We start from the raw sequence: 26,839 nt of genomic DNA on the forward strand, positions 1-26,839 counted from the left end.
AAAATACTCATATCTCAATTACAAACTAGTAATTATTTGTTGATAATTTGTCCAAGCTTCCCAGAAAATATAAATTGATAGTATTCCTAGAAAAATACGCAGAACTAAACTCACAGTGTAATCTGGTAGTTTTGGCAATGTGCGAGTACTCATCTGAACGCCTAAAAGACCGCCACATCCTAAAACTATACCTTGAGCAAACAGAATATTTCCCTCTAATGTGTGTCCTGTGCAGGCAGCTAAACCAGTGATGACAATCACACCTAAACTAGTTTGAATTGCTACTTTAATTTCTTCTCCCAATAGCAACATTTGCAAAGGCACCATAATCGTGCCGCCACCTAAACCAAACAAACCTGCTAAAATTCCTGCTGCTCCCCCAGTGCCAATTTTAGAAACTAATGGGTTAAATATTGGGGATGTATTCTCTATTTTCTTAAAGGCTAGTTGCTTACGAAGCTCAATCAGATAGATATTAGTAAGTAGTATGATGCCAAATGTAAAGAGTATTATATAGGATGGAATTTTATTGGCGAAATATACACCTATTCCAGTAGTTAGAAAAGCTGGAATTCCTAAATAGATTACTCGTTTGAAGTCAAAGTAGCCCATCCACCAATTTTGCAAACTTCCAGAGATTGAAGTAATTACAATAGCAAGGCTACTAGTAGCGATCGCCTGAACGGGAGTATAACCTAGTGTGACTAAAAGAGGAATCGTGATAATACCCCCACCTATTCCTAAAAGTCCAGCGATGACTCCCGATATTAAACCCCCACTCACTAAAATCAACCAACTAAAATCAATCATAAATAATTCTTTTTCTAGAGACTGACTTGGTGTGATTAACCTTGTACTATCACCGGATGGCTAACAACACCTCCGTAGAGCAATCCAGAATTATTCCACGGAACTGTAATCGGTTGTGTATTACCTAAATTGTCAGTAGCACGAGCCTGGAGAAAATATTCCCCAGGAAGTGGGTTCCATTCAATGTCCCAGCGTACCCATGCAAATGGAAAATTGGGTTCTCTCAGTCGTGCAAATTGCCAAGTTTTGCCGCCATCCAGGCTGACTTCTACACGTGCAATCTTTCCTTTCCCAGACCAAGAACGTCCACGTAGTAAGTGGGTTTTAGCAGAAAGTGTAGCTGGCCAAGCCAACTCAAAAGCGCTCTTAACATTTTGATAGGTAATCAGCTTACCTTTATATGGTGCGATCGCTGGGTAGTCTGCACCAACTAGCACCATCTGTTCTGTCACCCACTGGGTATATATCGGTGTTTCAGAAACCTCAATCCGCTCAATCCATTTAACGTTGGCGTTTCCTCCCCAACCAGGGAATAAGACACGGCACGGCTGACCATGATCTGGAGGTAATGGTTCTCCATTCATTGCGTAGACGACGAGCGAGTTATCTGCTAATGCTTTGCTAATTGGAACTACATTGCTGAACTTGGATTTATTTGTCTCTTTTGAGTCCAGCGAATCTACATCTGCACCCTCAACGAGTACATCTTTTGCTGTAGATTTCAATCCAGCCCGCTCTAATAACATACCAAGTGGTACACCAGTCCACTCAGCCACACCAATCGCCCCAAGCCTCCACCGTGTTCCAGGAAGTGGTGTGTTGTAAGCTTCTTCAAAGAAGCGCCGACCATTAGCAGCACACTCAATGGCACAAGTGACTGAGACGGATGGCATGGCGATGATTTCATCGTAAGTAAACTCGCAAGGTGCAGAAACACCAGTTCCATGAATTTGCAAACGCCACGTAGACGGGTCAAATGGGGGAGGTGTACTGCGGTTGTGAACATAGAACCAATCGTTTGGTACTAAATAACCACGCCCATACATCGCTTCCCAGTTCATCTCTAATGTGCCTTTGCTATGAGAGATATACCCTGGTGGCAATGGTTTAAGTATTTTGCTGCCTTTAGTTTTAATAGCTGCCTGACTGTGAGCAGACGAAGGTTTAGCTAATCCCCCAATGGCTGTTGCGCCAACCATAGTAGCTAGTATTTTCAGAAAGCGCTGGCGCGAAATACCCGCAGCTGTACTTTTTTGCCAAATACACTGTTCAACCCGCGTTTGTACATAATCCTCTTGATCAAAGAGGTTTTCATCGCTCAAGCTATTACCCCCTTTTAATTCAATACGCTTGGGTTAAAGATTATTGGTCTTTCAAGACGCGATAAATCGCGTCTCTACATGAAAGTTTTGGATTTATTTGAACGGTATGTATTGCTTTTTAATTCGTAATTCGTAATTTAAGATACACAGAATAAGGCTTGATAAAGGAGCAGGGGAGAAGCAAGCGAGCAGGGAGCAGGAAGAAAAATTTTCCCCTCCGCCCCCCGCACCCTGCCCCTCTGCCTCTTTTCAATGCCCAATACCCTAAAAAACTAGCTATTTATGGCTGTCCAAACACCAGTTATCTGATCTTGTGTGTAGTTGGGCAAATAGTGAGCCAATCCGTTTTTAGCTATTTGAGCGATCGCATTTATAAAGCGATCGCAGTCTTCTAATGTATTATATACAGCAAAGCTGGCTCGGATAATACTAGGAATGTTGCGCGTAATTCCTCTGTCTACTTCCTGAGCAATTTCGGAGTCTTGTTCGTCTGAAATATTCTTGAGTTTGCGAATGTATTCATACGTGCAAAAAGCCCCAGCCCGAACGCCAATGCCGTATTCTTGTGCCAGAATCTCTGCTACTAAGCGTCCGTCAAACCCATCAATATCAAAGGGGATAACATGGGCTAAATTATCTCCGGGAATATGCATCTTGACACCAGTAATCATCCCCAGCCGTGTATATGTGAATTCAACTAAAGAGTGTTCATATTGAGCAATGCGATCGCGTCCTACTGCTTCGATAATTTCAATCGCTTTGGCAATGGCGATCGCACCCATTGCGTTTGGTGTTCCAGGATCGTGGGCCCGTTCTGTATAAAAACGCTTGATCTCCAGGTTTCTGGTGATATAAGGCAGGTTTCCACCGCCAATTTGATAAGGGTAGGAGCTATCAAAAAATTCTTTTGGCCCTAGCAAAACCCCGGTTCCATAGGGAGCATACATCTTGTGTCCAGAGAAAGCCACAAAATCTAAATGACATGGGTCATCATCAGCACGCATATCTACTCGTTCATGCTGAATTAACTGACACACGTCAGCAAATATCTTCGCACCATACCGATGTGCTAAAGCTGCAATCTCGTAAATCGGAGGTCTATAACCTGTAATTGTCGAAGCACCTGTAATAGTTACTAACTTAATTTGCTCGGCTTCGGGGAGATTTTGGTGTGCTTTGAAGATATCTTCAATTTCTGCAACACTTACACTTCCATCTGGCTGAGTTCTGTACTGCACAACTTCGTCCCTAGTCACCCAAGGCAGTAGGTTGGATGAATGCTCAATATCAGAAACTAAGATTTTCCCCGGTTTTTTTGCCCAAAGTGTCGCAGCTCCATTAATTGCTTCTGTTGTATTCTTCGCAAAGATTACATAGTTGTCTAAAGATGATCCTACAAAGTCTCGAATGATGTTTCGGCTAGCGTCATATTCTCGTGTAGTGATGATGGACTTTTGCCCAGAACCTCGATGCACGCTGCCATAAGTGTCAAGCATTTCATCGATATGCTGCTTGACAGTTGCAAAGGGAGTGGTTGTAGCTCCATTATCCAAGTTTACGTACTTGACATTGTTTCCGTTGAGAGTTTTAACCTTGAAAGATAGAGACTCTTCTGTAAATAACGGACTGATTTCTTTGTCCCAAAAACTGTCAAAATTTTCTGACAACAGCGATAGTTTGGCAGCTTCTTGCTTGATATTTGCACCCATTGCAAGTATGTCGGTCATCTTTAGCACCCCTATTTTAAAATTGAATTTTTTGGACAAGCCTAACTGCCATAACGCTTTATTTCATGCCACAATCATCTTAATGGCAGTAATCATAGTCTTTATAACTACTTTATTACTAGTGGAAAACTCGGTTACATAAATTATTCTTTAACAAAATGATTAAAAATGGTATCCATATTAATACTTAATTATTATATTTACACTGTTAATAAAAATACAGTGTAAATATTGTTTGTAAGTAGTTAAGTATACTTTAAACAATTTTCTTGTAGTCATTAAACAAACTTGACGCATTGAAGGCAAGTTGAGAGAAAAACCCCTCACGAACTAAACCGATAATTGCTTACTAGAACTGCATTTACCCAGATAAAAGCCAGTACTAAGTTGTGATTACTCTTTAAAAAAGTTTCATTAATACACTTAGGTGTATTATTACTTCTTCAATAACTCTTTATAAGTATTTATTCGTGGTCAGCAGAATTTCCTAACATTCTAGTTCTGGCAGAGGCTCTTAGTTGTTTGCTGACAATTAAATAGCGATTTTCCAGCCGGAGGTAGAGACGGCGATTTATCGCGTATAGAAAACCTAAAATTTTTGCCAGTAGCCCTTAACCCAACCGTATTGTTACAGAATCATCATTGAATAGAAGATACTTGTACTGAGATATATCCTAAGTAATAAATAAGTCAGTATATAAATGTCTTTTTAAGTACATTTATTATTTATTTCTAAAGACAGATGCGGTTTTGAATAATAAAGTATATGTTTAGGCAGTTTTTTCACATAGAAAAACTTTATCAGCCAATACAATTTAGTTCTTAAGAGAACTCCACAAAATAAATGATCCAAAACCCGTTATTGCGTTCGCCCTTGGCGTTCCCGTTGGCGTAGCCTCTCGTAGAGAAGGGTACGAAGCAAAGCAATCGCAGGGATTGAGATTGCTTTGCTTCGCTCTCTACGAGACACTACGCCAACGCAATGACAACTGGGCATTTTTTTACTTGGAGTATTCTAACTATCGGGTTTCTCCTCTCTCTTGCCTATCCTCAAAGATCGCCGGAGTTCCCCTTCTATCTATCCTTGACGGGAAAGAGCATCATAGTGTTATAACGGCATCAGTCTAGATACAAAATGGGGAACACCAATTGATAATTAATTGCTGGTGCTTGGAGAGAGTTAAACTTAGCTTCTAGAGCAAACCCTGATTAGACAGAGTTGATAAGCAATGCTAATGCCAGCACTGCTGAATATTTTTAAGCAGGTGAGTCAAGAGTGATGAATGAAGCTGACACCTCAAATAAGGGGGCTGTGATGGAATCCCTAAATTCTGCTAATTCGCCACAATCAGAACAGGCGAGTTGTCCCTTTTACTCAGTTGTGCCTAATGACAATCATATGGCAGTTAAAAAGCTGCCACTCCTCATGCCAGCTGAAGATACACAATTTTCACAAGATACCACCCAGCAGGACTGGGTTGCAGAGCCGGAAATCGGCAAACAAGCACTTATTGACTCGGAGTTTCAAAACCTGCTGGCATTGAACGAAGAATTACGTGCGGCTAACAATAAATTGTATGAACAAGTGGAGCAGCTAAAAGATAACCTAGCTGAGTCAGAAAAGGTTTTGCAGTGGCAGAAAACGCGCTCCAGCGTTAGTGAGTCAATGCTCAACCAACATACTCAGGAACTCGCTGCCGCTCAAGAACAGATAAAATCTCTATTTCAACAATTAGAAATCGCTGTACAAACTATTCAACGCCAGGAAATTTTCACTGATACTTATAAAGCACAACTGCAAATTAGCCAACAACGCCTTGCCCAGTTAGAGCGAGAATGTACGTTGCTACACACTAACAACAACGAACAGTCTGAGCAGCTATTGCAGTCAGAAAATGTTTGTCGGGAATTACGTACTAGACTGATGCGACAACAACGCCAAACGCTGCAATTTAAAGCAGCTTTGGAAAAATGTCTAGATACATCGGTTCCTAGCTATGACTCCCTAGAGGATGCGGCAAAACATCCTAAAGACATAACTAGTAGCCAAGGAAGATTCTCCAGAAAAGCTCGGTCTTTGTTTCCTAATGCACAGCCAATTAAACCTTGGTCAGCAGAAGCAGAATCCTTGAGTAACGATCTAGATAATTCTTGGGGCGAACCTTCAGCACCAATTCCATTCCAAAGAAATGAAGCCCCACCGACGCCCTCATCTCCTTGGAACTGGACAGTTAAGAAAGACACACCGACACCAACACAACCAGAGCCATCTCCAGAAGTTAATGATTCCCCAAATACAGCGGAAGCTGTTTCATCTTCGTCGGGTTCATCAAATTTAGATCAGCAATTAGATAGTCTAATTCAAATGTTTTTCACCTCCCAGCCCGCATCTGCATCACCACCATCTGCTGCAAAAACGGATGTAGGTGATGCGCCTATCTGGGATACTTTAGCAACAATCTTAGAAGACGATGAGGAACTAGAAAATCCGCAGAAGGAGCAGCTAGAAGCAGAAATTAATCCTCCTGTAACTACCTCCACTTCTTGGACAACTGATTCTGTGCTTTCACCAGCAAATAATTTAGTGGTTCCCTCTACTCCAACTCACACCGAAACGCCAGTTGGAGAAGCTGAAGACTACTGGTCAGAAGTTTCACAATTGACGAGTTTGGAATTGTCAACAACTGATTTGTCTCTAGATTCATCAGGTGATAACACCAATGATGCCAATTCACCTTCACCAGTGGTTTATCCCCAGCGTCCACCCAAGGGGCGTAAGTCATTGGCATCTGTGGAACTACCGAATTTTCGCCCTAAGAGTTAAGAGAGACGCGATTAATCGCGTCTATACAAGAGTTGGGAGTAATAAAGTGACTAATGACTAATTCTTGCTTCTGACTTCGGAATTATGGCTTCTGGGTTGGTTTTTACAACTTGACTGCGCGATCGCGGTTTGCCTGTAGCGATCGCATAATTAATCGCCAATAGCCACAGCCACAAGCCTGGATTCCGGGGTTCTAGCCAAAAACCTACCCGATTCAAGAAACCCTCAAACCACGGACTCAGCAAAGCGCTAACTAGGGCATGACGACCGAAGTTGAAATAACTACCAAGCCATCGCACTAAATCTCTAGGGCCAGCAAGTTCCCAAATCCATAAAAGCAAGGCAGGATTTTTCCTGGCGGCTTTCAGTGCTAGGCGGTTAAAGGTTAACCAATCACACTTATCTTTGATGAAATTATCTGCCACTTCTAGCGGTTCGTCTGCTAACAATCCAAAAAAGGTGTTGAGCATGGCGTTAATCCGTTGCGGTGGTAAAAATTTCCCTGTGGGCACCATCATGCCTTTGGAAAATAGCCAAGTTACGGAAACGTTGCTTTGATAAGCGCGAATTTGGTTCAAGTGTCGGAAACTTAACAAGTCATGTTTGAGAGCAATATCCAACAGTGTTGTTAAACGCTCTAAGTTACGAACTAGGGAACCAAAACCAGTGAAGACCAGGGGAGATTGGAGTGATGCCGCATCACCGATCGCCATCAATCGATCGAAGGCAACTGTGCGATCGCTACTTCCGATACTAAAATGCCCCGGTATATACCCAAATGTCGGTTTCTTCCAGACCAATTTGTCCATATCGCACCTGCGATATTCTGGCAAAATCGTGAAAAAGTCCTCGTACATCTCTAGCAAGGAACCAGGATTTTCAGCATTGACTTCGTGGTAATGAAATAAATAAATCGTCAGTTCATCACCTGCTCCAGGAAACAATTCCCAAATTAACTGCCTTCCCCGCGAAATATCCCCATGACTGTAAAGAACGTCTCCATATTGGGAATCCCATACTCCTGGCTCAAATCCGCTCTCAATTGCTGCTCCCACTGTCGGACAGACACTATCAAAAGCACGACCACCATTTAATTGCCAAGCAATGGGCGATGCAGTTCCCATTGCATCAATTAGCAGTCGTCCACTTACTTGTTTTTCAATCTGACTGGGTAAGTGCTTGACTTTCAAAATGACTTGTGATATATCAATATCTGCACGGATAAATTCTGTTTCATCCCAGATTTCGCCACCTGCGGCTTGCAGCTTTTGCCCACACATTTGGAGCCATTTTTCGGAATCCAAGCCTAAATTTAGGACTGTGGGCGTGTGGAGGACGGGCGATCGCAGTTTGGCTGGATTATTCGCATCAAAAAACTTATTGAATCCATCTTTGTATTCCCTGGCAATGATGGTTTCTAACTCAGCGGGGGTGACTAAACCCAGGTTAACCAAGCTTTGAATCTCATCGCGCGAAATATTCCATTCTCGGTTCATCCGCCCAAAGGGCATTCGTTCCACCAGCAGGACTTTATATCCCAGTTTTGCCATCAGTGCTGCATGAATCGCACCTAATGCGCCGCCGATATAAATGATGTCGTAGTGGGGATTGGGGACTGGCGATTGGGTATTGGGATGATCTTTTTCCCAGTCCCCAGTCCGTAGTCCCCAGTCTCCTTTACCAGAAAACACAACCTGACGCGGCTGCTGCGGATTCCGTACCCCTTCGCGCCATCGTTGTTCCCACCAATAGGCACGTGTGAGGTCATATTCACCATTGGGCATTTTCTGAAAATACTTGACGGTGAGGGGGTAAGCAGACGATAGCGTAGCAAAAATCGATTGCTGGGATAAATCAATCGCTGGCGGTTCTGGGTAATGATGCGGAAAACGGCTTCTGATTTCTTTGGTTAAGTGTCGCAGAATTTGTCCCTCTCCAGGAAAGGGTTGTTCTGCCCAACGAAACACTTTCAGATAGGTAGTTCGTTGCACTGACCAGACAAATACCGAAAGTTCCGCAGGCAAGTTTTCGGAAAGAGCCTTGCCAGCAGGTGTAGTAGCACTAGGTATTTTGAGGCGAAAGCCTTCCGAGGTAAGCAATTTTTCCCCATTTCCAAGTTCAAAATCTGTTTGTAGCCAGCTACGCACAGTTGCCATATCTGGGGTTGGAATTTCTAAATAAAGGATTTCTCTCATCGTTTCCTGACATCTCCGATCAATCTACTCACTAAGACAGATTTTCTTCAGGCACAAAGTAAGGTACACTCCGCCCTATTAGTTTGGTAAAGATTCAGTGAAGAAATTTTAAGAATTTATTGAATTTATTGTTCATTTTGTATTTCTGTAAACCCACGCCATGAATTATCCCATTCCAGACAGTCCCCAGGAAATTTTTGCTCTGCGACAACAGCCGATTGATGAAGAATTAGTTGCTGCTGCGATCGCTGGAGTAATTAAAGTTGTCCGCGCTCAGGGTCAATCTTTGGAAGAATTAACCGCTCAGTTACTAGCAGATGATCCACTGCTGGATCAGCAGCAGCGTCGCTGGTTGAGCCAATTAGTTGCCCAATCATGGGAAAAGTTCTCCTAAAACCTTTTATTATGATGAAGTTTTGGTCGCAGCATGAGATTTCTCTGTTTGCACCTAAATATTAGCGATTACATTTTAGGTATAGAAGCAACAATAGTTATCAATATGAGATTGTTGACATACTCCCCGGCGTGAACGCACGGAGATTCTGGATTAATAAGTAACGAGTAATGAGTAAAAATATTTACTTATTACTTATTACTCATTACTCATTACTCCAAAGCCGTGCTAGAAGCACGGGGCTTTAAACCCATTTTTTCGGTAATTGCTTTGTTATTTTTGCGTTCATGGTACAGAAGCCACTAGATTAACCATATCAGCGTTTTAAATCTCGTTCCCAGTCAGTCTCCGACTGCGAATGCTCGTCGTTGAGGCTCCGCCTCCCTTACTAGCGGCAGAGCCACTTTTGAGTTGCATTTCCCGACTCTGGCTGCTGAAAACGAGGTTTTAAAGGAGTTTCAGCTTAAGTTGACACTAATTAGCAATGCTGTGCCCTATTGTGTATTGCATCCAAACGAGAACAGCTATACACCCTTTTGTCAACTAGCAGCTTTTAAAGCTGCTTCTGCTTGGGAGTGTAACAACAAACCATATTCCAAACCCTCCACCACCGCTTGATAGGAAGCCGCCAAAATATTGTTAGAAACCCCTACCGTCGTCCAGCGTTGACGACCATTACCTGACTCTACTAACACACGAGTTTTGGCCGCAGTACCCGTATGCCCATCGAGAATCCGCACTTTGTAATCTGTCAAATCAAAGGTTGCGATTTGGGGATAAAAGTTTACCAAAGCCTTGCGTAAAGCTGCATCCAAAGCTGCCACAGGGCCGTTACCTTCCGCCGCCTCCAGAATATTTCTGCCGTCAACAGCGACTTTGACTGTAGCTAGGGCATTGCTAGTTTCTTTCCCCTCAATTAAGTCGCAGTGGACTTGAAAACCTTTGACTTCAAAAAACTTCTGGCGATCTCCTAAAGCTTCGTGCATCAACAGTACAAAACTGGCTTCTGCTGCCTCAAATTGAAATCCTTCACTCTCCAAATCTTTGAGACGCTGGAGAATTTCTCTCGCCTCTGCCTTTTGCTGATCCAATTCAATGCCAAAACTGCGGGCTTTAGCTAAAACATTGCTCAATCCAGACTGTTCAGAAATCACAATGCGGCGACGATTCCCGACTTGTTCCGGCTGAATGTGTTCGTAAGTTAGGGGGTTACGTTCCACGGCTGATACATGAATACCGCCCTTGTGGGCAAAAGCCGAACGTCCGACAAAAGGGGCATGTTCATCTGGTGCAAGGTTGACAACCTCACTCACAAAACGACTAGCTTCTGTAAGTTGTGTGAGCTGGTCTTCTGTGATACAACTGTAACCCGCCTTCAATTGTAAATTGGGAATTAACGAACAGAGGTTAGCATTGCCGCAACGTTCACCATAACCATTAATTGTGCCCTGTACCATCTTTGCCCCGGCCATCACGGCAGCTATTGCGTTAGCAACTGCCATTTCCGAATCGTTATGAGTATGAATTCCAATTTGAGGGATTGGGGATTGGGAAGAGTCTTTCCTAGTCCCCAGTCCCCAGTCCCCAGTCCCCAGTTTCCCAGTCACCTTTACCACATCTTGAACAATTTGGCTAATTTCGTGGGGTAAAGTGCCGCCATTGGTATCACAGAGGACGAGCCATTCAGCACCAGCTGCGATCGCCACCTCTAATGTCTGTAAAGCATAATCTCGATTGTGCTTATAGCCATCAAACCAATGTTCGGCATCGTAGATAATCCGACGACCTTGAGAACGGAGGTACTCAATTGTGTCGCGAATCATTGCCAAATTTTCTGCTAATGTCGTCTTGAGTCCTGTTGTCACGTGTAAATCCCAAGACTTGCCAAAAATCGTTACCCAGCGAGTTCCCGCAGCCAAAATATCCTGTAGCATCGGTTCGGTTGCAGCAGTCGAGTTAGGGCGTCGAGTCGAACAAAAAGCCACAATTTCAGCTTGTTTGAGCGGATCTTCTTGGAGTTGCCAGAAAAATTGTACATCCTTGGGATTGGCACCAGGCCAACCGCCTTCAATAAAGGGAATTCCCAGTTGATCGAGTCTACGGGCAATGCGTAACTTATCTTCTATCGATACTGATAGCCCCTCGCGCTGAGTGCCATCCCGTAATGTAGTGTCATAGAGCCAAAGTTGAGGTGATGAATTTGTGGTCATAAAACTGGGACCGACGAGACAACTTTCGAGGCAATGTGTCAATATACAACAAAAAGCCATTTTGGCAGTTTAAAAATGCCTAAAGTACTAGCTGAAGGTAAAACAATTGATTGTGAGCAAGGAAGCAATCTCCGAGAGATTTTGCTGCAAAATAGTATTGAACTCTACAATGGCGGTGCTAAGGTAATAAACTGTCGGGGCATTGGCAGTTGTGGTACCTGTACGGTTAAGGTAGAGGGCAAAGTATCAGCAGCGAATTGGCGCGATCGAGCGCGGCGTTCGCTTCCTCCCCATTCTCCTACAACAGACTTACGTTTAGCCTGTCAAACTCAGGTTTTAGGCGATGTGAAAGTGACAAAGTTTGATGGATTTTGGGGACAAGGTTCTCGAATAGTGTGGACACCAAAAGGTTAAAAAGGAGTAAGACAAGATGGGTAGATGGACACCCTTAATTTTGATGGCTGGAGGTTTGGCCATTCTGCTTGGTACGTTACTAGGCATCAACTTTCCGATGGGAGTACAAACCGCTAACGCTCCCAGTGAAAAAAAATCCCAAGTTCTCCCAGCTAATATCAATGTTAATAGCAGTGCAGGCAGCAAGAATGATGAAACTGCAACTGAAGGAAATGAAAAAACTGAAACAAACGAAAACAGGCGCAGCATTGTAGCCCCAAGACCTGATAACAGGAGTAGTGTTGCCCAGAATCCTTCCACTGACTCAACCTCACCGGCTGACAGTACAACAGATGGTAGTACAAATACTTCCGACACAAACACCCCATCCAGCGATACAAATCAAAACAGCGAACCAATTCGCGCCTTGTGGTAAATCTCGATCCGTCTTTAGTTACGAGTTATAAGTTATAAGTTATGAGTTATGAGTTATGAGTTATGAGTTATGTACTAATGACCAATGACTAATGACTAATGACTAATGACCAATGACTAATGACTAATGACTAGTGAGACTGTAATTATTGGTGGCGGCGTTATTGGTTTGGCGATCGCCATTGAACTAAAACTGCGCGGGACAAATGTCACCGTGCTTTGTCGTGACTTCCAGGCTGCCGCTACCCACGCCGCCGCCGGGATGTTGGCACCAGATGCGGAAAACATCCCTAATGGGGCAATGCGTTCCTTGTGCTGGCGATCGCGTGCCTTATATCCCGACTGGACGCGCAAATTAGAAGAACTAACCGGCTTGAATACTGGTTATCGTCCCTGCGGTATCCTCGCACCTGTCTTTGAAGAGGCAGGGGGGCAGAGGGCAGGGAGCAGGGAGCAGGGAGCAGGGGGAGATAGGGAAGTAAATTCTTCCTCATCCCCCTCATCTCCCTCTTATTGGTTAAACAAAGAGGCAATTCACCAATATCAGCCAGGATTGGGAGCAGAAGTAGTTGGTGGTTGGTGGTATCCTGAAGACGCACAAGTTGATAATAAGGCTCTGGCTCATGTATTGCGGACGGCGGCTGAGTCTGTTGGTGTTGAACTCAAAGGCGGTATCACGGTAGAAGCATTTTTACAGCAGCAAGGGCAAGTGGTTGGTGTACAAACCAATGCTGGAATGATTCACGCCGCGCAATATGTTTTAGCTTCAGGTGCTTGGTCAAATGAATTGTTACCGCTACCTGTGCTACCCAGAAAAGGACAAATGCTGAGTGTGCAGATACCAGAAGTTTCGCCGGAATTGCCGTTGAAGCGGGTTTTGTTTGGGCAGGATATTTACATCGTACCAAGACGCGATCGCCTGGTGATTGGCGCAACCAGTGAAGACGTTGGCTTTATCCCCAACAACACCCCAGAAGGTATTCAAAAATTACTACAAGGTGCTATCCGCCTGTATCCCCAATTAAAGCATTATCCCATCCAAGAATTTTGGTGGGGATTTCGCCCAGCTACCCCCGATGAATTACCTATTCTTGGCACTAGCTACTGTCAAAATTTAACTCTGGCGACTGGTCATTACCGCAACGGAATTTTACTTGCGCCCATCACAGCTGCATTGATTGCCGATTTCATCTTGGAACAAAAGTCTGACCCTCTACTTGCTAATTTTCACTATTCGCGCTTCCACTCCAAGCCATCTACCTCCACCCCAATGCTGACTCACTCTGCCAATTTCTCTAACGGGCATCATACCCCAGACGCGATGAATGGCGTCTCGACAAATTCACCATTAATTATTGCTGGCAAAACCTTCCAATCTCGCTTGATGACGGGAACTGGTAAGTATCGCAGCATTGAGGAAATGCAGCAAAGTATCGCCGCCAGCGATTGCCAAATCGTCACTGTTGCAGTCCGACGGGTACAAACCAAGGCTCCTGGACATGAAGGTTTAGCAGAAGCTTTGGATTGGCAGAAAATCTGGATGTTGCCCAATACCGCAGGCTGTCAAACTGCGGAAGAGGCGATTCGGGTAGCGCGTTTGGGGCGAGAAATGGCAAAATTGTTAGGACAGGAAGATAATAATTTTGTCAAGTTAGAAGTAATACCTGACCTTAAGTATTTACTCCCAGATCCAATCGGGACGCTGCAAGCAGCAGAACAATTAGTAAAAGAGGGCTTTGCAGTATTGCCCTATATTAACGCTGACCCGATGTTAGCCAAGCGTTTAGAAGAAGTAGGCTGTGCGACAGTAATGCCTTTGGCATCGCCAATTGGTTCTGGACAAGGGCTTAAAACAACTGCCAATATCCAAATCATCATTGAAAATGCAGGTATACCAGTGGTGGTAGATGCTGGTATTGGTTCACCCTCAGAAGCCGCTCAGGCAATGGAATTGGGGGCAGATGCCTTGTTGATTAATAGTGCGATCGCTCTTTCTCCAAACCCAGCAGCAATGGCTCGTGCTATGAATTTAGCAACAGTTGCCGGTCGTCTAGCATACCTTGCTGGCAGAATGCCTATTAAAGATTACGCTAGTCCTAGTTCTCCTCTGACTGGGACGATTACTAGTTAGGGAATGGGGCATGGTATAGACAGGCAAGGGAGAAGAGTTTTCCCCTCCGCCCCCCGCCCCTCTGCCTCTTTTCAATCCCCAATCCCCAAATGTAACGATTTATCTAGCAGTTTAAGAGCGGATTTAGCATTTATGTAACATTAAATTAACGATAAAGATAAAGGAATTAATTCATGCCCTATACCAATGAAGAAGGCGGTCTTCTGAATAATTTTGCTCGGGAACCAAAGGTTTATCAAGCAGAGCCTCCCACAGAAGGGCAAAAGCGAACTTATATCCTACTAGGAATTGCCGCTACAACTTTGGTTGTAGGCTTGATTATAGTCGCCTTCTTTGTTTCTAAAAGCAGTTGATCGTAAAACACTTTAAGAAAATTTCATCTTTATAGTTTTTCAGGTTCCAATTTTAAGAGGGACCTGCTTTTTTATTTTTTGTTAAAATTGAACTAGAAATAAAAGTATATAATTATACTTTATTATTCCGGCTAGACATCAAGGCTCAATATATCTTGAGCAGCACAACATCTACTAGTTAAAAAATCATTTTTATTATGAATTTATCCTACTTAGATGCACCTATAAAGGTGATATATACTGTGTTTTGGCTCTTTAGCCGCTATGAGCGTGAATGATACTCCACACAACAATAATTCTACTTGGAATCGGCAAGTATACCACCGTCTAAAACTTGCCCTCAGTCTTGGCTTACGACGACAACTTTTTTTAGCTGTATGTGATAATTTACACTTAAGAAATCAAGTAGCAGCCCGCTTGCATTCAACATTGGCTTATCCTGTTGGACAAGTGCTATATCAGTCATCAAATGCTCAAGAAAATAGCACTCCAGCTTATCCGCGATTAGTAACGTTGCGTTTGAATTTAAACGATCCCAATCCCATAATCCAAATTAATCAATGGTTGGCTAATTATCCACCGCCAATGGTTGGAGCATCAAAAGATAGCCCTGGACGACCTTTTCCAGTACCAGCATTTCAGATTGTCGGCGTGGAGCATCTCACTAAGCAACCAGTTGCGACACAACGATTATTTTTACACTATCTCCGCTTAAGTGAACAATATTTCTCTACACAAGAATCCAGCCGATTCCTAGAATCTAACTTGCTGTTGTGGATACCGCGTCCTTGGTTATCTGCTATTAAGCAATCAGCACCACAGTTTTGGCGTTGCCGTACTGGCGTATTTGTGTTTGCTGGAGAACCCACACCAGCAAATCAGAATTCGGGCTATCCAGAACGTTTTTCACGTTCTGGAAGCTTAGATGTAGGGAATATTGAGCAGTCAATTCTAGATGAATCAGTTAACCAAGCAGAACTTAGAACCGCAGCCACCGAGTTCAAGTTTGAGAATAATGCCGATTTCCCACCAGAGATACAAGGGAATCGCGTAGATAAAACTCAGGAAGTTTCATCATCAACAGCGGATTTGTTGAAGGCTATCCCACAACCGCAGGAATCTACGAATAGGTCTGGTAGTGGAATTAATAATCAATCGCTGTTGTCTTTATCTTATATTAGCAGTGAGTTAAAGGAGCTAGTAATAGCAACAATCAATACAAGTATCGCTCAAAATACAGAGAATTCCTTACAACCACAACAGATTTTATTAGAAATTGAAGAATTACACGAAAATCTTGTTTCAGAGGAAATACTGGCAGAGGCTTATCATCGTCTGGGCACTTTATACCGCCTTCGCATTGAGCAAGGAGAGTCAACCCTAGAAAACCTGATGGTGGCAATTATTGCTTATCAAGAGGCAATTAGCTATGACGAAAATTCACCGCAACTTCCAGATATCTTGAATGACTTGGGTACACTCTACTGGATGCTATACCGCACACCACCCAATTCAGAGGAAGGACAAACTTATATAGAGCAGGCTATAGAGTTTTATCAGTTGGCGTTAAAGATGATTTCGCCCCAAACACATTTGGAAACTTACGCTCGTGTGCAAAATAATTTGGGGACAGCTTATGGTGATTTAGCCCGTTTTTCTCAACCATCTGAAAATTGGCAGCAAGCAGTTTTAGCTTACAGTGAAGCACTTAACTACCGTACAGCCGATATGGATTCATTAAAGTATGCGGCTTGTCAAAATAATTTGGGTACTGCTTACTGGCATTTAGGGCAATATAATCAACCAATTTTACATTTGAAGAAAGCGATCGCAGCTTACAATGAAGCACTTGTACACTACAACCCCGCAGAGGAGCCGCTTAAGTATGGCATGATTCAAAATAATATCGGTACTGCCTGCTGGAATCTGGCACAATACGAACAACCTGCCCAAAATCTCCAGTTAGCGATAGATGTCTACAGCGAAGCTCTCAAGTATCGCACTCCAGCAAATTTCCCCACCGCCTGCGCCGCTACACAAAATAATCTGGGTACTGCCTATTGGCATCTAGCAAACCTATCTCAGACAACTAAAGAGGCACGGCAAAATTATCTGCAACTATGCATCAGCGCTTACGAAGAAGCTATAGCTTTGGCTCACTCACTTAGCGATACTTCTTTAAGTTTTGATTTGCTCGCCTCTTACAATAATCTGGGACTGGCCCATTATCAGCTAGTAATAGATGAGTCTTTTAAAGGCGACAAAGCAACACGTTCTCAACACTTAGAAGTATCATTAGATAACCATTTGCAAGCCTTAAACGGATTCACTAAACAATCCGAGGCTTATCAAACAACCTTCACTTATGTAGTGAAAACTATTCGTGCTTTTCATAATGAATTAGGAATACAGGGGCAAAATCTGGCTTTATCTAAACTTCCTAGTCAGTTGTTGCCAGAGATTTTGTCAAAGTTATAAAACGGCATGATAAAACCAAACTGTGTAAATAAAAGTCAACAAGGCTCAAACTCTCTTTCCCCCTGCTCTCCGCTCCCTGCTCCCTGCCGTATCCCAACGATAATTATTTACGCCGACCTACTTAGTTCTAGCTGGGTATACTCTAAAATAAATTTCTCAATTAAAAATAAAATAATCTCTGATGCGCCTGATTTACTCTTGCCCACTTACTTAGTTTAAATATACTAAAAAGGACGAATACTAAAAAGTTAGCAGAAAATTAGAAAAAGTAGGTTAGAAGTACTATTGTTACCTCATTTTCAACACTTGAGCAAAAATATCAACGTATCCAAAAGGAGTTAATGGCTGGGGCGATCGCTCTCGGCGGTGTTTTCTTTATTGGCACTTTGTGGTACTGGTTAGTGGAAGGCTGGTCATGGGAAGATGCGGCTTACATGACAGTCATCACCTTAGCGACTGTGGGATATGGAGAAACTCACCCACTTGGTAGCCGAGGACGGTTGTTTACAATTGCTCTGATTTTGTTGGGTGTAGTCAATATTGGTTACATTGTCAACAGATTTACAGAAGCGATCATTCAAGGCTACTTTCAAGAAGGAATTCGGCTACAGCAACAGAGGCGGTTAATGGAATCTCTAACAGAACATTACATCATCTGTGGATTTAGTCGGACTGGTCGTCAAATTGCCAAAGAATTTCGGGCAGAAGGTGTACCTTTTGTGGTGATTGATTCGGATATGGAATCGGTACAAAGGGCGCAGACTGAAGGTTACACAGCATATCAAGGTGATGCTACATTAGATGACACACTCTTAGAAGTCGGCATTGAACGGGCGATGTGTATCGTTGCAGCCCTTCCTTCCGATGCCGAAAATTTATATATTGTTTTATCAGCAAAAACACTCAATTCGGGAATTCGGGTAATTGCACGGGCAAGTACAGAAGAAGCTTTGCAGAAGTTACGACGCGGTGGTGCAGATGAAGTCATATCCCCCTATATCACTGGTGGGAAACGCATGGCTGCTGCGGCTCTCAGACCTCAAGTCTTAGACTTTGTAGATGGAATTTTGACAGGTGCAGACCGTCAGTTGTATATGGAAGAATTTTTACTCGATCCGGCTTTTTGTCCCTTTGTAGGTCAGAGTTTGCAAAAAGCGAGATTGCGATCGCAATCTGGGGCATTAGTTCTAGCAATTCGCCGTCTTGATGGGACTCTCATCGGTGGCCCTACTGGCGATACGGTGTTAATGCCAGGCGATCGGCTAATTGGTATGGGTACAGCAGAACAATTGCGTAGCCTTAACCAAATTCTCGGCCCAATTGGTTCTCAGAAATTGCGACGACCGAAAAATAGTTGAGGGCAGATATCAGATAATTTCTGTAGACAAAAAGGTTTAAAAAAATAGGTATTAATATGAATACAAATTTAGAAGATTTCTCATATCTATGGAATGGTCAAAAACCTGATTGGGCACTGTTAAAATTTTATGCCTCACCTTCAGAAAAAGAACCAAGATATTTGAACCTATCCCACTAATAATATTTTGTTAATTCCAGATGTGGATTGTAGCAAGGTCAATGAATGCATCGAAGTAAACTTTTTGACGTTCCCATCTAACAACGAGACGGCGGTATTTGCGCTGATACCAAGCAAAACACCGTTCTTGCTGAAATCTAGGAACAGAGATTTTGATTGGTCTTCCTCTATTTTTCTTGGTTTTCCAAACTCGTTTCGGGATTTGAGGACGAATACCTCGTTTCCGCAGGTCAGCGCGTTTTTGTTTCGAGTCGTAACCTTTATCAGCAGCTAGTACTTTGATTCGCTTACGTGGTCTGCCACGTTTTAATGTTTTAAGTTTAACTTTATCGAGTAGAGGTATTACTTGTTCTCTCTCGTTGCCATTGGCTGGGGTAGTGCAATTAGCCAAGGGCATTCCACCACCTTCGGTAAGTGTATGGATAAGAACACCTTTCCCTTTCCCTCCATACGCAACTTCTTCACCTCCTCCCATTGAGCGGGGGAAAAAGAGCCGTCAACAGCCCCAAAGTCCCAGTTTATAAGCCCCTTCTCATTAGCGATCGCTAATACACGTCCTTGTATATATTCAAATGTCCCATCAGAACGCCATCGCTTTAACCATCGATGGGATGAGCTTTTCGATGCCCATATATCCCCTCGTGGAAGGTCACACCATCGACATCCAGTTATCAGAATGTATAACAGACTATTTAATACATAGCGATACGGTGCATGAGGCATTCCTTTACCACGTTTGGATGCCTGCTTAGGAAATATATCCTCAAATAGCTTCCATTCTAGGTCGCTCAATCCCTCAAAACGTCCAGCCATCACTAATACATCCAACCTCTTGCCAAAAAATAGATTACTACAATCTGGCATTAGTGGGATAGGTTCTTAATTGTCAACACGAAAACTAAGCGAGCTTTGCTAACTCACGATGATACTCTGTATCAGCATCTAAAACAAACTATGCTTGAGAAAAAAGTTCGCATTGTATCAGATTTATGATTTTGATTATACTATTAGTGTCTGTTTGGCATCTTTTTGGATATCAAAAATCTGATTTCTATCTTGCGGTTGGGCTAGGCGAATTTTGATGTAATTAGGCTGTGTTTTAGTCATTGCTAAGTTTTAACACATCTTTTGATACATTATGCTTAACTCAACCACTGAAAAATATTGGCTTTCCTAACCAATGCCCAACGACAAATTACTAATAATCAATTTCTCTCCACCCATGCATAGCTGCTATGCCTTTTGTAACCCATTCGATCACAATTGGGGGAGCTTCTGATATCAAAATGCTAGGATAAACTGCTGCACCCCAATCGGGATGCACTAGTACACGGCATTGATTTTTAATCACTGGATAGTTGAGCAAAGCTTTGACAACTGCTGTGTCATCGTGGGGGATTGCTCCGGGATGGGACAATAAAGGATAGCCTGTACGAGGGTCAATGAGGTCTGTTAAATAGCCGCGATCGCGCAGATTAAATGCTAAATCGCAGCCAAATCTCATAAACTTTTCTCGCAGGCGTTCTTTCTCTGTCTCTACCTCTGCTGTCTTTTCAACTAATTGATAACGCGATCGTTGTAAAACAATCACTACCCGTAAAAATGGCTGTCGTTTCCAATCTGGTAATATCCGTTCGCAGTTGGCACAGATATATTGACTGGGAGGATGAATTGAAATTTGAACTGCTTGTCCCGCTTCACCAACTAAATTAATGGGACAGGCTTGCTCCGAAGTGTAAACCTTGGGATAGTTCACTAAATTGATTCGGTTTATACAAAATTTTTAATTTAATCTCTGGTATTGATAATAACTCTTAAAAGTTGCAGAAAATCATCATTTTTCTCTAATATGCTGCTTTTTTTCCAAGTAGTTACTAATAATTTGAGAATTTTAATCCGAATTTTAACCTTTATTAACCTGTTCTAATGAGATTTACTGCGATCGCTGTAGGCGTTGGCATAGGTGCAAGTGTCGTAGACAAGCAATGCCTATGGCAGGCTACACCTATGTGCCTGAAATATGGTCAATCAAAATCCCAAAAAATAACCTCCATTTCATAGATTTTGTAGTCAAAACCAAAATGATATAACTGCCAACAAAATTTGATTAAACAGGTGTCTGATTAACCAAAGGGCGTGAGAGTTTTGCTAAAAGCAAGCATAAAACACAAAGGTATTAAGCTACGCAGCATATTTTCCCTAGCACCCAATTAATTGAGTTTTAACGAATTCACTGGTACTTCATCCCAAGAATCGACTGTCCGCAATCGCGCTACCCAACCTGCGGCCTTTTGCATCTCGGTCAAATTATTCTCAAAAGAATCATGACAATCTTTAGCTTGAGATTCATTACAAGTGGCAATACAGGCATGAATCATCCCAGACGGATCAATTTGCTCATTTACCCAAATAGTCATGGAATATTACCTCAAAAACCTTAGCAAAAAAGCTATTTGTCATTTTAGAATACTATTAAAATCAAAACTACAAGTAGTAAACTAATCCAAATTACCAGCTACTAATTTACAATTAGCCAGTTCCACTTCATTTGGTAGGCAGGTATGATTGATTTCCTCTTTCATAGCGGCGACGGTAGAGTAATTCTAACTGTCCACCATATTCCTGAATCCAGGCAATCTGGCGCTGATAGAGTCCTCGAAAGGTATTGGCAAATAAAAGGGTAAAGATTGCCACTACCAATCCTGATGCTGTGGATACTAAAGCTTCACTTATTCCAGATGTCACACCTGTTGTTTTACTACCTCCCACATCTCCGAGATTCAGAGAGGCAAAGGAGTTAATTAATCCCAAAACAGTGCCTAAAAGTCCTAAAAGAGGCGCAAGTCCGATAATTGTCTCAAAAATATTTTGAGAACGCTTGAGCAAGGGGATTTCGCCTTGCGCTTCACTTTCTAATGCCAAACGAAATTCCTCTGGTGTCGGTTCCTCCAATTCTAAGGCTGCTAAAAAAATTCGGGCGATGGGTAAATCAGTATTTTTCTGTAATTTATCTAAAGCACTAACTACATTATCAAGACGATAAAGCTGTAGTACCTCTCGCACTACCTTGTTTTGCCGATTACTTATCCTTACCCAAAAGATGATCCGTTCGATAATCAGCGCCACCCCTAACAAGGAGAATCCCAGCAGAGGCCACATGACTACGCCACCTGCTGTAAACAGATTACTAATTTCCATCTACTATTTTTTGACTCTTCAAAAACACTAGGTTAACAGATTGTTGTTTTAGAGCAATCCTGAGATCGAGTGTTCATTAGACATCTCCAGAAATTAAATAATGCATTACCCAGAACCCTTGTAGAGACGTAGCACTGCTAAGTCTCTACGTTATTTTTCGGAGATGTCTATTGTCCTTGAATTTTAAAGCTTTTTTTCAGCATAAGCACTGTCTATGTAAACTCACTTGTGCTTTAGTCTGATATTTTAATGCTCAAAAAGATGCAGTACTCTACTACACCTTTTTGAGGTTACTTCCTTATTACTCTTCAACTTAACGTAAAAGCAAGCCTAGAACCAGCTTTTAGATATTGTCTCGTTCCCAGTCTCCGACTGGGAATGCCGTCCTAGAGGCTCCGCCTCCCTTGCTAGCGGTTCTGCCGCTAGGAGCAGTATTTCGAGACTCAGGCTGGAAACAAGGTTTTAAAGGAGTTTCAGCTTAAGTTGACACCAATGGGTAGTGCTGTACCCCTACGGGTGTACCTTACTAGATTTGGAAATGCTATATTCGCCAACTGTATCCTTTGATAATTCGATACTCTATAACTACTGCAATATTATTTAAAGGATACAGTTGTAACGAGTTTTAATATATATGGATGGATGCAATTTACTGATTCTACAACTTGATCTTACGATACTCGCTGTGAGCCTCTCCATAATAAAAATCAAAATTGAGTTATCAGATGTTGGTTTTCTGAATAATCAAAAAGCATAAGAGATCGCTAATCAAAATAATAATGTTTTTTCACGTCCCTTTTAATTTCCTATGTACAGGACATACCAACGAGAAAAATGACTAAATCACCTTCACCCATTTGCACTGGCTGTCCACCATCAGGAATAACAACTACGTTACCTTCAAAAAAGTAACAAGTTTATTGAAAATCATAAGTCCAAGGGAATTTGGAAACTTCATTTTTCCAAATTTCCCATTTAAATACACCCAATTCATTGAGATATTCAAGTCTTAGGTTGATGCTCAATTTTAATTTCCATATCGTGTTTTCTCTAGTTATGTTTAACAGTAGGATTGAATATCCTCTCCACACTGATCTACTAGATAACACAAAGCCCGAAAACGCAAGTAAACAAGTTCGTTATAAAGTGGATTTAGTTTGCACATTGGTGGAATGTGTCCTATTTTGCGACCAAAAAGTATGATATCACGCTCGAATGGACACTGAGCAGGGATTAGTTTAGCAATAAATTTGGCTAATTTCCGATTCTGAATCTGAATTTGATCCAGCCATTGACGTAATGGTTGCAGTAAATCTAATTTAGGTTGAGTAAACTGCTTTTTACTAACTGTTTGATGATTTTCTTCTAAAGGTTTAATAAAAGCAGTCAGAAAAATACGCTGATTATTTGTTTTAAGCATAGCTTTAGGCAAGGTTTTCCTTGTGTAGATGAACTATTTGCCAATTCAAAATATTACCATGTAATCTGTCTGGACAATTTACATTGTGCTTGTAGATTCAGAAGCCAAGTAAACACAATGCAAACAATTTACATGCATCTTTTGGAGGGGAAATTGTTTAACTAATTGTTATTTAAACCCACCAAATCATGAAGAACTGTCCCGTTAAATACAAAATAACAAAGAAAATATAAAAATGGCATTTCTTTAACTTATGGATTTCTAATCTGTAAGATAGCAATCTTATATATTAAATATAAATGCCTGGTTTTGAAACTGCCTAGTATCTAGAGATGTAATTTATGGTAGACAAATATAGTTTTATTCTTACCCCATATACACTTCGCTAGGATTAACCTTTAATATCTCTCGATTTTAGGGCATTGAATATCTATATTTTTGTCTGATATACTACACAAGCCAACCTAGATATTATCTAATAAGTAGCTATAAATCCTTTGATAAGGGAACTCCAAGAAATAAATTATCCAATATCGTGGAGTGGGCATCTTGCCATTAGTGTCAAGATGCCCACCCCACAGGAGTTAATTGGATACTTTTTTATTTGTCAGTCTCTAAGTCCAAACTAATCCAAACTAATATTTTAACGAGCAGCACAAGATGTAGCGGTGAGCGAGGAATTATGGGGCATTGCTGTGGGTACTTGAGAAACCAGAACTACGTTCCCATTCGCATCTATAATCCACCCTTGGGCTTCTACAATTTGAGTAGGTTCATTGACAGGATTCACTTTCTGTGATTTTTCTTCTGTATTTCGCTGCGCCTGAGCAACCACTTTTTTCATACCTTCAGCACGATTCTGAGGTTCTGGGGAGAGTGTGATCCAATCTGCCAAAACGGCATCATCAGCGATCAATGGCTCTGTCGGATCAGCTACTAGTCCTCCACGCCCAGTAGTAATAAATGAACTCCTTCCTATTGCTCCACTAGAATTACAACCAGCAACAATTTGCTGCGAAACATCAACTAGATTTACGGGCAATTCTACCAATCCTTTACTGGGGTCGGCATCTGGTGAGTTGATTTGTACAGTACCATTTAATGAAGGGTTTTCCTGAGAGAATGCAGTGATATCACTTGTTGGCAGCCTATTTGGGTCTAGTGGCTCTTTAGGGTTTAATAGCCTCTCTAGGTCTGTACGGGTGCGCGGCACAAAACCAAATATGTTCTTAGCAGTGATTGTGATTTTACCACCAGAGCCAAAGTTGGCATTGGCGGTGATATCGTTATTTCCAAAGGGAGTGGCGACAAGGAAGCCATTTGGTGCATAGATGGTGATATTACCGCCAGTTTTATCACCTCCAGCATTAGTTGATATTTGGCTGTTGTGGCGCATCAGTAATAAGTCCTGTACTCGTAGCGTGATGTTACCGCCCCTACCTGAATCACTTTTAGATGTGAGTGTTCCTTGATCCAGAAATATAGAGTTAGCAGTTACGTTGAGTGCGCCTGGTGTGCCTGGATTACTCGCATTTCCTGTAGAAATTGCAGTATTTGGAACTTTAACGCTCACATTTATTTCAGCTCCATCGCGGATAATCAATTTCCCTGTGGTGATATTTACTTGTCCCGCATTTCCATAACTTAGAGTCGAAGCAAACAAACCACTGGCCTTATCTGTCACTGAGGTTCCGGCTATCTCTACTGAATCCAAGGCGTTAACAATTATGTTTCCTCCTCTTCCTTCAGATGGAATCACTTGTGAGTTATCTATTATTCCACTAGACTCTGCTGTTACTCTTGCCCCATCTTTAATCAGCAATCTCCCAGTGTTGATTTTAATGTCACCTGCCTTTCCTGTACCAGCGGTTATACCAAGAAACCCAGTAATAGTATTTGGTAAGATGCTACCAATTAACTCTACTGACTCGGAGGCATTCACTATCAAATTTCCAGATGAACCGCTACTTAAAGTAGAAGTAGCTACTTCTGCGCCATCCTGAACAATTAATTTCCTAGTATTAATGGTTATATCTTCTCCATTTCTGTTACCCCTGGTTTGACTTATCAAGCTCACAAGATCGCCACTTAGTTCTACTATCCTGCCCTGTACCTGGATACTACCGCCGCTACCAAGTTTGTTACTAGTATCTACCTGAGATGGAACTTTAAGCCCGTCAACAGTCACCCGTTGAATTAATTTAATATCCTGGAAATTCTTTACACCTTCATATCCAAAGACCCAACCTTGGTTCTTTGGTTTCAGACTGACCAGACTATTATTAGCTACACTGCCTAGCTCAATTCGTCCTGACGCTGCTGTTAAATTGCCGCCCTCTAACGTGATATCACCGCCCACAAGTGCCAAGGTTTTGCCTGGAAGCACTCTTAGACCAACTGGTTTCTGAAAGATATTAATTGCGCCATCAGGACTAGCTGCCTGGGATTGATTGCGGATGGGAGCCGCAGTTGCTCCAAATTGCAACCCAATGGGAACACTTACTGTCAGCAAGGGTGTAGCTTGGGGATTTGTGGCACTAAACTTTGTACCATCGGCAAAGTTGAGACTACTCGCTGTACTTGCAATAAATGAACCACCGATGTTTAAAGAAGCATGAGTACCAAAAATAATCCCATTGGGATTAATTAAAAACAGGTTAGCTGGGCTATTAACTTTAAGGATGCCATCAATATTAGAAATTGAATTACCTGTTACTCGGCTAATAATATTCTGAATGCCCTCAGTATTTTTAAACTCGGCCGTAGTCCCATTGAGTACAGAGAACTCTTTAAAACTGTGGAATAAGTTGCTTCCTAATCGGGTTCCACCTTCAATATTTTTGAGATTTCCCTGTGTTGTAACTTGAGAATTATTAGGTAGAGTAGCATCTGGGGTGATTTGGGCAAGAGCAGAAGTTCCAGAGAAAGCTATTGACCCACCTATTAAAATTCCTAACCCTTTAAACCTGCCACACAAAATACTCATAATAACTAATAAACTCCTCTAAAAAATGATGGTGACGCTGTGCCTCTATCAATACTGTTCGGTTCAGGCAAGAGACGCGATGAATCGCCGTCTCTACAATAATTAGTCTTTTGTCTTGATGGCGATTTATCGGATCTTTGCGATCTAAAATTTCATCAAAAAACCTTAACCTAACTGTATTGTTACCTCTATTTAATAAACTAACTATATAACTATATCTATCTCAACAAACTACGATATTCAAATCGTTAGTATACGTTTTGGTATTTTTTTGAATATGATAATATTGGTCATTTAAAATGATATTAGGTTAGAGGCGCAATAATTTTGCTTGCGCCTCTACGAAAGTTTTTTAATTCCCCTATTTAAGAGCAATATTTTTAACTTAAATATTGATAAGCTTGCTCATTACTAGATAGCAGTATT

Annotated in this window: 21 protein-coding genes and 1 pseudogene; 9 read left to right on the top strand and 13 right to left on the bottom strand. The window is 42.0% G+C overall.

Features of this window, described 5'->3' with window-relative positions; translation table 11 throughout:
• Positions 1–18: 18 nt before the first annotated feature.
• The 3 genes from FD723_RS09800 to FD723_RS09810 form a co-directional block, all read right to left on the bottom strand.
• A complete protein-coding gene (locus FD723_RS09800; RefSeq protein WP_179065167.1) occupies positions 19–810 on the bottom strand; it encodes a sulfite exporter TauE/SafE family protein in 792 nt (263 codons plus the stop codon).
• Positions 811–845: 35 nt separating this feature from the next.
• Positions 846–2,132 carry a sulfite oxidase gene (locus FD723_RS09805; protein ID WP_179065168.1) on the bottom strand — a complete coding sequence of 429 codons (1,287 nt, stop codon included), beginning with the start codon at positions 2,130–2,132 and terminating at the stop codon, positions 846–848.
• 272 nt (positions 2,133–2,404) lie between these two features.
• Positions 2,405–3,859 (bottom strand): aminotransferase class V-fold PLP-dependent enzyme, encoded by a 1,455-nt coding sequence (locus FD723_RS09810; protein ID WP_179065169.1) that lies wholly within the window; start codon positions 3,857–3,859, stop codon positions 2,405–2,407.
• A gap of 1,279 nt (positions 3,860–5,138) precedes the next feature.
• Between FD723_RS09810 and FD723_RS09815 the strand changes: the two genes are divergently transcribed.
• Positions 5,139–6,683, top strand: a complete 1,545-nt coding sequence (locus FD723_RS09815; protein ID WP_179065170.1) for a hypothetical protein — start codon at positions 5,139–5,141, stop codon at positions 6,681–6,683.
• A 50-nt stretch (positions 6,684–6,733) separates the two neighbouring features.
• On the opposite strand, the gene FD723_RS09820 is transcribed toward FD723_RS09815, so the two are convergent.
• Positions 6,734–8,878 carry an NAD(P)/FAD-dependent oxidoreductase gene (locus FD723_RS09820; RefSeq protein ID WP_179065171.1) on the bottom strand — a complete coding sequence of 715 codons (2,145 nt, stop codon included), beginning with the start codon at positions 8,876–8,878 and terminating at the stop codon, positions 6,734–6,736.
• A 160-nt stretch (positions 8,879–9,038) separates the two neighbouring features.
• Here FD723_RS09820 and FD723_RS09825 point away from each other — a divergent pair, with 160 nt between their 5' ends.
• Complete coding sequence (locus FD723_RS09825) at positions 9,039–9,272, top strand: hypothetical protein (protein ID WP_179065172.1); 234 nt, start codon at positions 9,039–9,041, stop codon at positions 9,270–9,272.
• A gap of 539 nt (positions 9,273–9,811) precedes the next feature.
• On the opposite strand, the gene cimA is transcribed toward FD723_RS09825, so the two are convergent.
• A complete protein-coding gene (gene cimA, locus FD723_RS09830) occupies positions 9,812–11,482 on the bottom strand; it encodes a citramalate synthase (RefSeq protein WP_179065173.1) in 1,671 nt (556 codons plus the stop codon).
• A 75-nt stretch (positions 11,483–11,557) separates the two neighbouring features.
• Here cimA and FD723_RS09835 point away from each other — a divergent pair, with 75 nt between their 5' ends.
• The 7 genes from FD723_RS09835 (at position 11,558) to FD723_RS42620 (ending at position 18,809) form a co-directional block, all read left to right on the top strand.
• The gene (locus tag FD723_RS09835) at positions 11,558–11,896 is read left to right on the top strand and encodes a 2Fe-2S iron-sulfur cluster-binding protein (protein WP_179065174.1); all 339 of its coding nucleotides are present in this window, start codon (positions 11,558–11,560) and stop codon (positions 11,894–11,896) included.
• 16 nt (positions 11,897–11,912) lie between these two features.
• Positions 11,913–12,311: a hypothetical protein gene (locus FD723_RS09840; RefSeq protein WP_179065175.1), complete on the top strand. Its 399-nt coding sequence runs from the start codon at positions 11,913–11,915 to the stop codon at positions 12,309–12,311.
• A 126-nt stretch (positions 12,312–12,437) separates the two neighbouring features.
• Positions 12,438–14,441: a glycine oxidase ThiO gene (thiO, locus tag FD723_RS09845; protein WP_179065176.1), complete on the top strand. Its 2,004-nt coding sequence runs from the start codon at positions 12,438–12,440 to the stop codon at positions 14,439–14,441.
• Positions 14,442–14,614: 173 nt separating this feature from the next.
• A complete protein-coding gene (gene psb34 / locus FD723_RS09850) occupies positions 14,615–14,794 on the top strand; it encodes a photosystem II assembly protein Psb34 (RefSeq protein ID WP_179065177.1) in 180 nt (59 codons plus the stop codon).
• Positions 14,795–15,058: 264 nt separating this feature from the next.
• Positions 15,059–17,272, top strand: a complete 2,214-nt coding sequence (locus FD723_RS09855; RefSeq protein WP_179065178.1) for a tetratricopeptide repeat protein — start codon at positions 15,059–15,061, stop codon at positions 17,270–17,272.
• Between the two features lie 341 nt (positions 17,273–17,613).
• Complete coding sequence (locus tag FD723_RS09860; RefSeq protein WP_179065179.1) at positions 17,614–18,630, top strand: TrkA family potassium uptake protein; 1,017 nt, start codon at positions 17,614–17,616, stop codon at positions 18,628–18,630.
• Between the two features lie 56 nt (positions 18,631–18,686).
• Complete coding sequence (locus FD723_RS42620) at positions 18,687–18,809, top strand: hypothetical protein (RefSeq protein ID WP_256875127.1); 123 nt, start codon at positions 18,687–18,689, stop codon at positions 18,807–18,809.
• 10 nt (positions 18,810–18,819) lie between these two features.
• Here FD723_RS42620 and FD723_RS09865 read toward each other — a convergent pair whose 3' ends face one another.
• The 8 genes and pseudogenes from FD723_RS09865 to FD723_RS09900 form a co-directional block, all read right to left on the bottom strand.
• Positions 18,820–19,206, bottom strand: coding sequence for a transposase (locus FD723_RS09865; protein ID WP_256875128.1), 387 nt, complete (start codon positions 19,204–19,206; stop codon positions 18,820–18,822).
• Complete coding sequence (locus FD723_RS42625; protein WP_256874985.1) at positions 19,152–19,673, bottom strand: transposase; 522 nt, start codon at positions 19,671–19,673, stop codon at positions 19,152–19,154. Before FD723_RS42625 ends, FD723_RS09865 begins: the two co-directional genes overlap by 55 nt.
• A 334-nt stretch (positions 19,674–20,007) precedes the next feature.
• Positions 20,008–20,565 carry a methylmalonic aciduria and homocystinuria type D protein gene (locus tag FD723_RS09875; RefSeq protein ID WP_179065181.1) on the bottom strand — a complete coding sequence of 186 codons (558 nt, stop codon included), beginning with the start codon at positions 20,563–20,565 and terminating at the stop codon, positions 20,008–20,010.
• Between the two features lie 454 nt (positions 20,566–21,019).
• Positions 21,020–21,226 (bottom strand): glycogen debranching protein, encoded by a 207-nt coding sequence (locus tag FD723_RS09880; protein ID WP_179065182.1) that lies wholly within the window; start codon positions 21,224–21,226, stop codon positions 21,020–21,022.
• A gap of 127 nt (positions 21,227–21,353) precedes the next feature.
• Positions 21,354–22,007, bottom strand: a complete 654-nt coding sequence (locus FD723_RS09885) for a MotA/TolQ/ExbB proton channel family protein (protein WP_179065183.1) — start codon at positions 22,005–22,007, stop codon at positions 21,354–21,356.
• Positions 22,008–22,813: 806 nt separating this feature from the next.
• Positions 22,814–23,045: pseudogene (locus FD723_RS09890) on the bottom strand (cupin domain-containing protein).
• Positions 23,046–23,067: 22 nt separating this feature from the next.
• The gene (locus tag FD723_RS09895) at positions 23,068–23,427 is read right to left on the bottom strand and encodes a Mo-dependent nitrogenase C-terminal domain-containing protein (protein WP_179065184.1); all 360 of its coding nucleotides are present in this window, start codon (positions 23,425–23,427) and stop codon (positions 23,068–23,070) included.
• Between the two features lie 643 nt (positions 23,428–24,070).
• Entirely contained in the window at positions 24,071–26,413 is a 2,343-nt protein-coding gene (locus FD723_RS09900) for a filamentous hemagglutinin N-terminal domain-containing protein (RefSeq protein ID WP_179065185.1), read from the bottom strand.
• Positions 26,414–26,839 lie beyond the last annotated feature (426 nt).

It is taken from the genome of Nostoc sp. C052, from assembly GCF_013393905.1.
GTDB lineage: Bacteria > Cyanobacteriota > Cyanobacteriia > Cyanobacteriales > Nostocaceae > Nostoc.

Coding starts and splice junctions, on each gene's coding strand:
- FD723_RS09855 (WP_179065178.1), top strand. CDS start 15,059: ATGAGCGTGAATGATACTCCACACAACAATAATTCTACTTGGAATCGG.
- FD723_RS09820 (WP_179065171.1), bottom strand. CDS start 8,878: ATGAGAGAAATCCTTTATTTAGAAATTCCAACCCCAGATATGGCAACT.
- FD723_RS42620 (WP_256875127.1), top strand. CDS start 18,687: ATGAATACAAATTTAGAAGATTTCTCATATCTATGGAATGGTCAAAAA.
- cimA (WP_179065173.1), bottom strand. CDS start 11,482: ATGACCACAAATTCATCACCTCAACTTTGGCTCTATGACACTACATTA.
- FD723_RS09800 (WP_179065167.1), bottom strand. CDS start 810: ATGATTGATTTTAGTTGGTTGATTTTAGTGAGTGGGGGTTTAATATCG.
- FD723_RS09825 (WP_179065172.1), top strand. CDS start 9,039: ATGAATTATCCCATTCCAGACAGTCCCCAGGAAATTTTTGCTCTGCGA.
- FD723_RS09835 (WP_179065174.1), top strand. CDS start 11,558: ATGCCTAAAGTACTAGCTGAAGGTAAAACAATTGATTGTGAGCAAGGA.
- FD723_RS09880 (WP_179065182.1), bottom strand. CDS start 21,226: ATGACTATTTGGGTAAATGAGCAAATTGATCCGTCTGGGATGATTCAT.
- FD723_RS09840 (WP_179065175.1), top strand. CDS start 11,913: ATGGGTAGATGGACACCCTTAATTTTGATGGCTGGAGGTTTGGCCATT.
- FD723_RS09895 (WP_179065184.1), bottom strand. CDS start 23,427: ATGCTTAAAACAAATAATCAGCGTATTTTTCTGACTGCTTTTATTAAA.
- FD723_RS09885 (WP_179065183.1), bottom strand. CDS start 22,007: ATGGAAATTAGTAATCTGTTTACAGCAGGTGGCGTAGTCATGTGGCCT.
- FD723_RS09865 (WP_256875128.1), bottom strand. CDS start 19,206: ATGCCCTTGGCTAATTGCACTACCCCAGCCAATGGCAACGAGAGAGAA.
- FD723_RS42625 (WP_256874985.1), bottom strand. CDS start 19,673: ATGCCAGATTGTAGTAATCTATTTTTTGGCAAGAGGTTGGATGTATTA.
- FD723_RS09810 (WP_179065169.1), bottom strand. CDS start 3,859: ATGACCGACATACTTGCAATGGGTGCAAATATCAAGCAAGAAGCTGCC.
- psb34 (WP_179065177.1), top strand. CDS start 14,615: ATGCCCTATACCAATGAAGAAGGCGGTCTTCTGAATAATTTTGCTCGG.
- FD723_RS09860 (WP_179065179.1), top strand. CDS start 17,614: ATGGCTGGGGCGATCGCTCTCGGCGGTGTTTTCTTTATTGGCACTTTG.
- thiO (WP_179065176.1), top strand. CDS start 12,438: ATGACTAGTGAGACTGTAATTATTGGTGGCGGCGTTATTGGTTTGGCG.
- FD723_RS09900 (WP_179065185.1), bottom strand. CDS start 26,413: ATGAGTATTTTGTGTGGCAGGTTTAAAGGGTTAGGAATTTTAATAGGT.
- FD723_RS09815 (WP_179065170.1), top strand. CDS start 5,139: ATGAATGAAGCTGACACCTCAAATAAGGGGGCTGTGATGGAATCCCTA.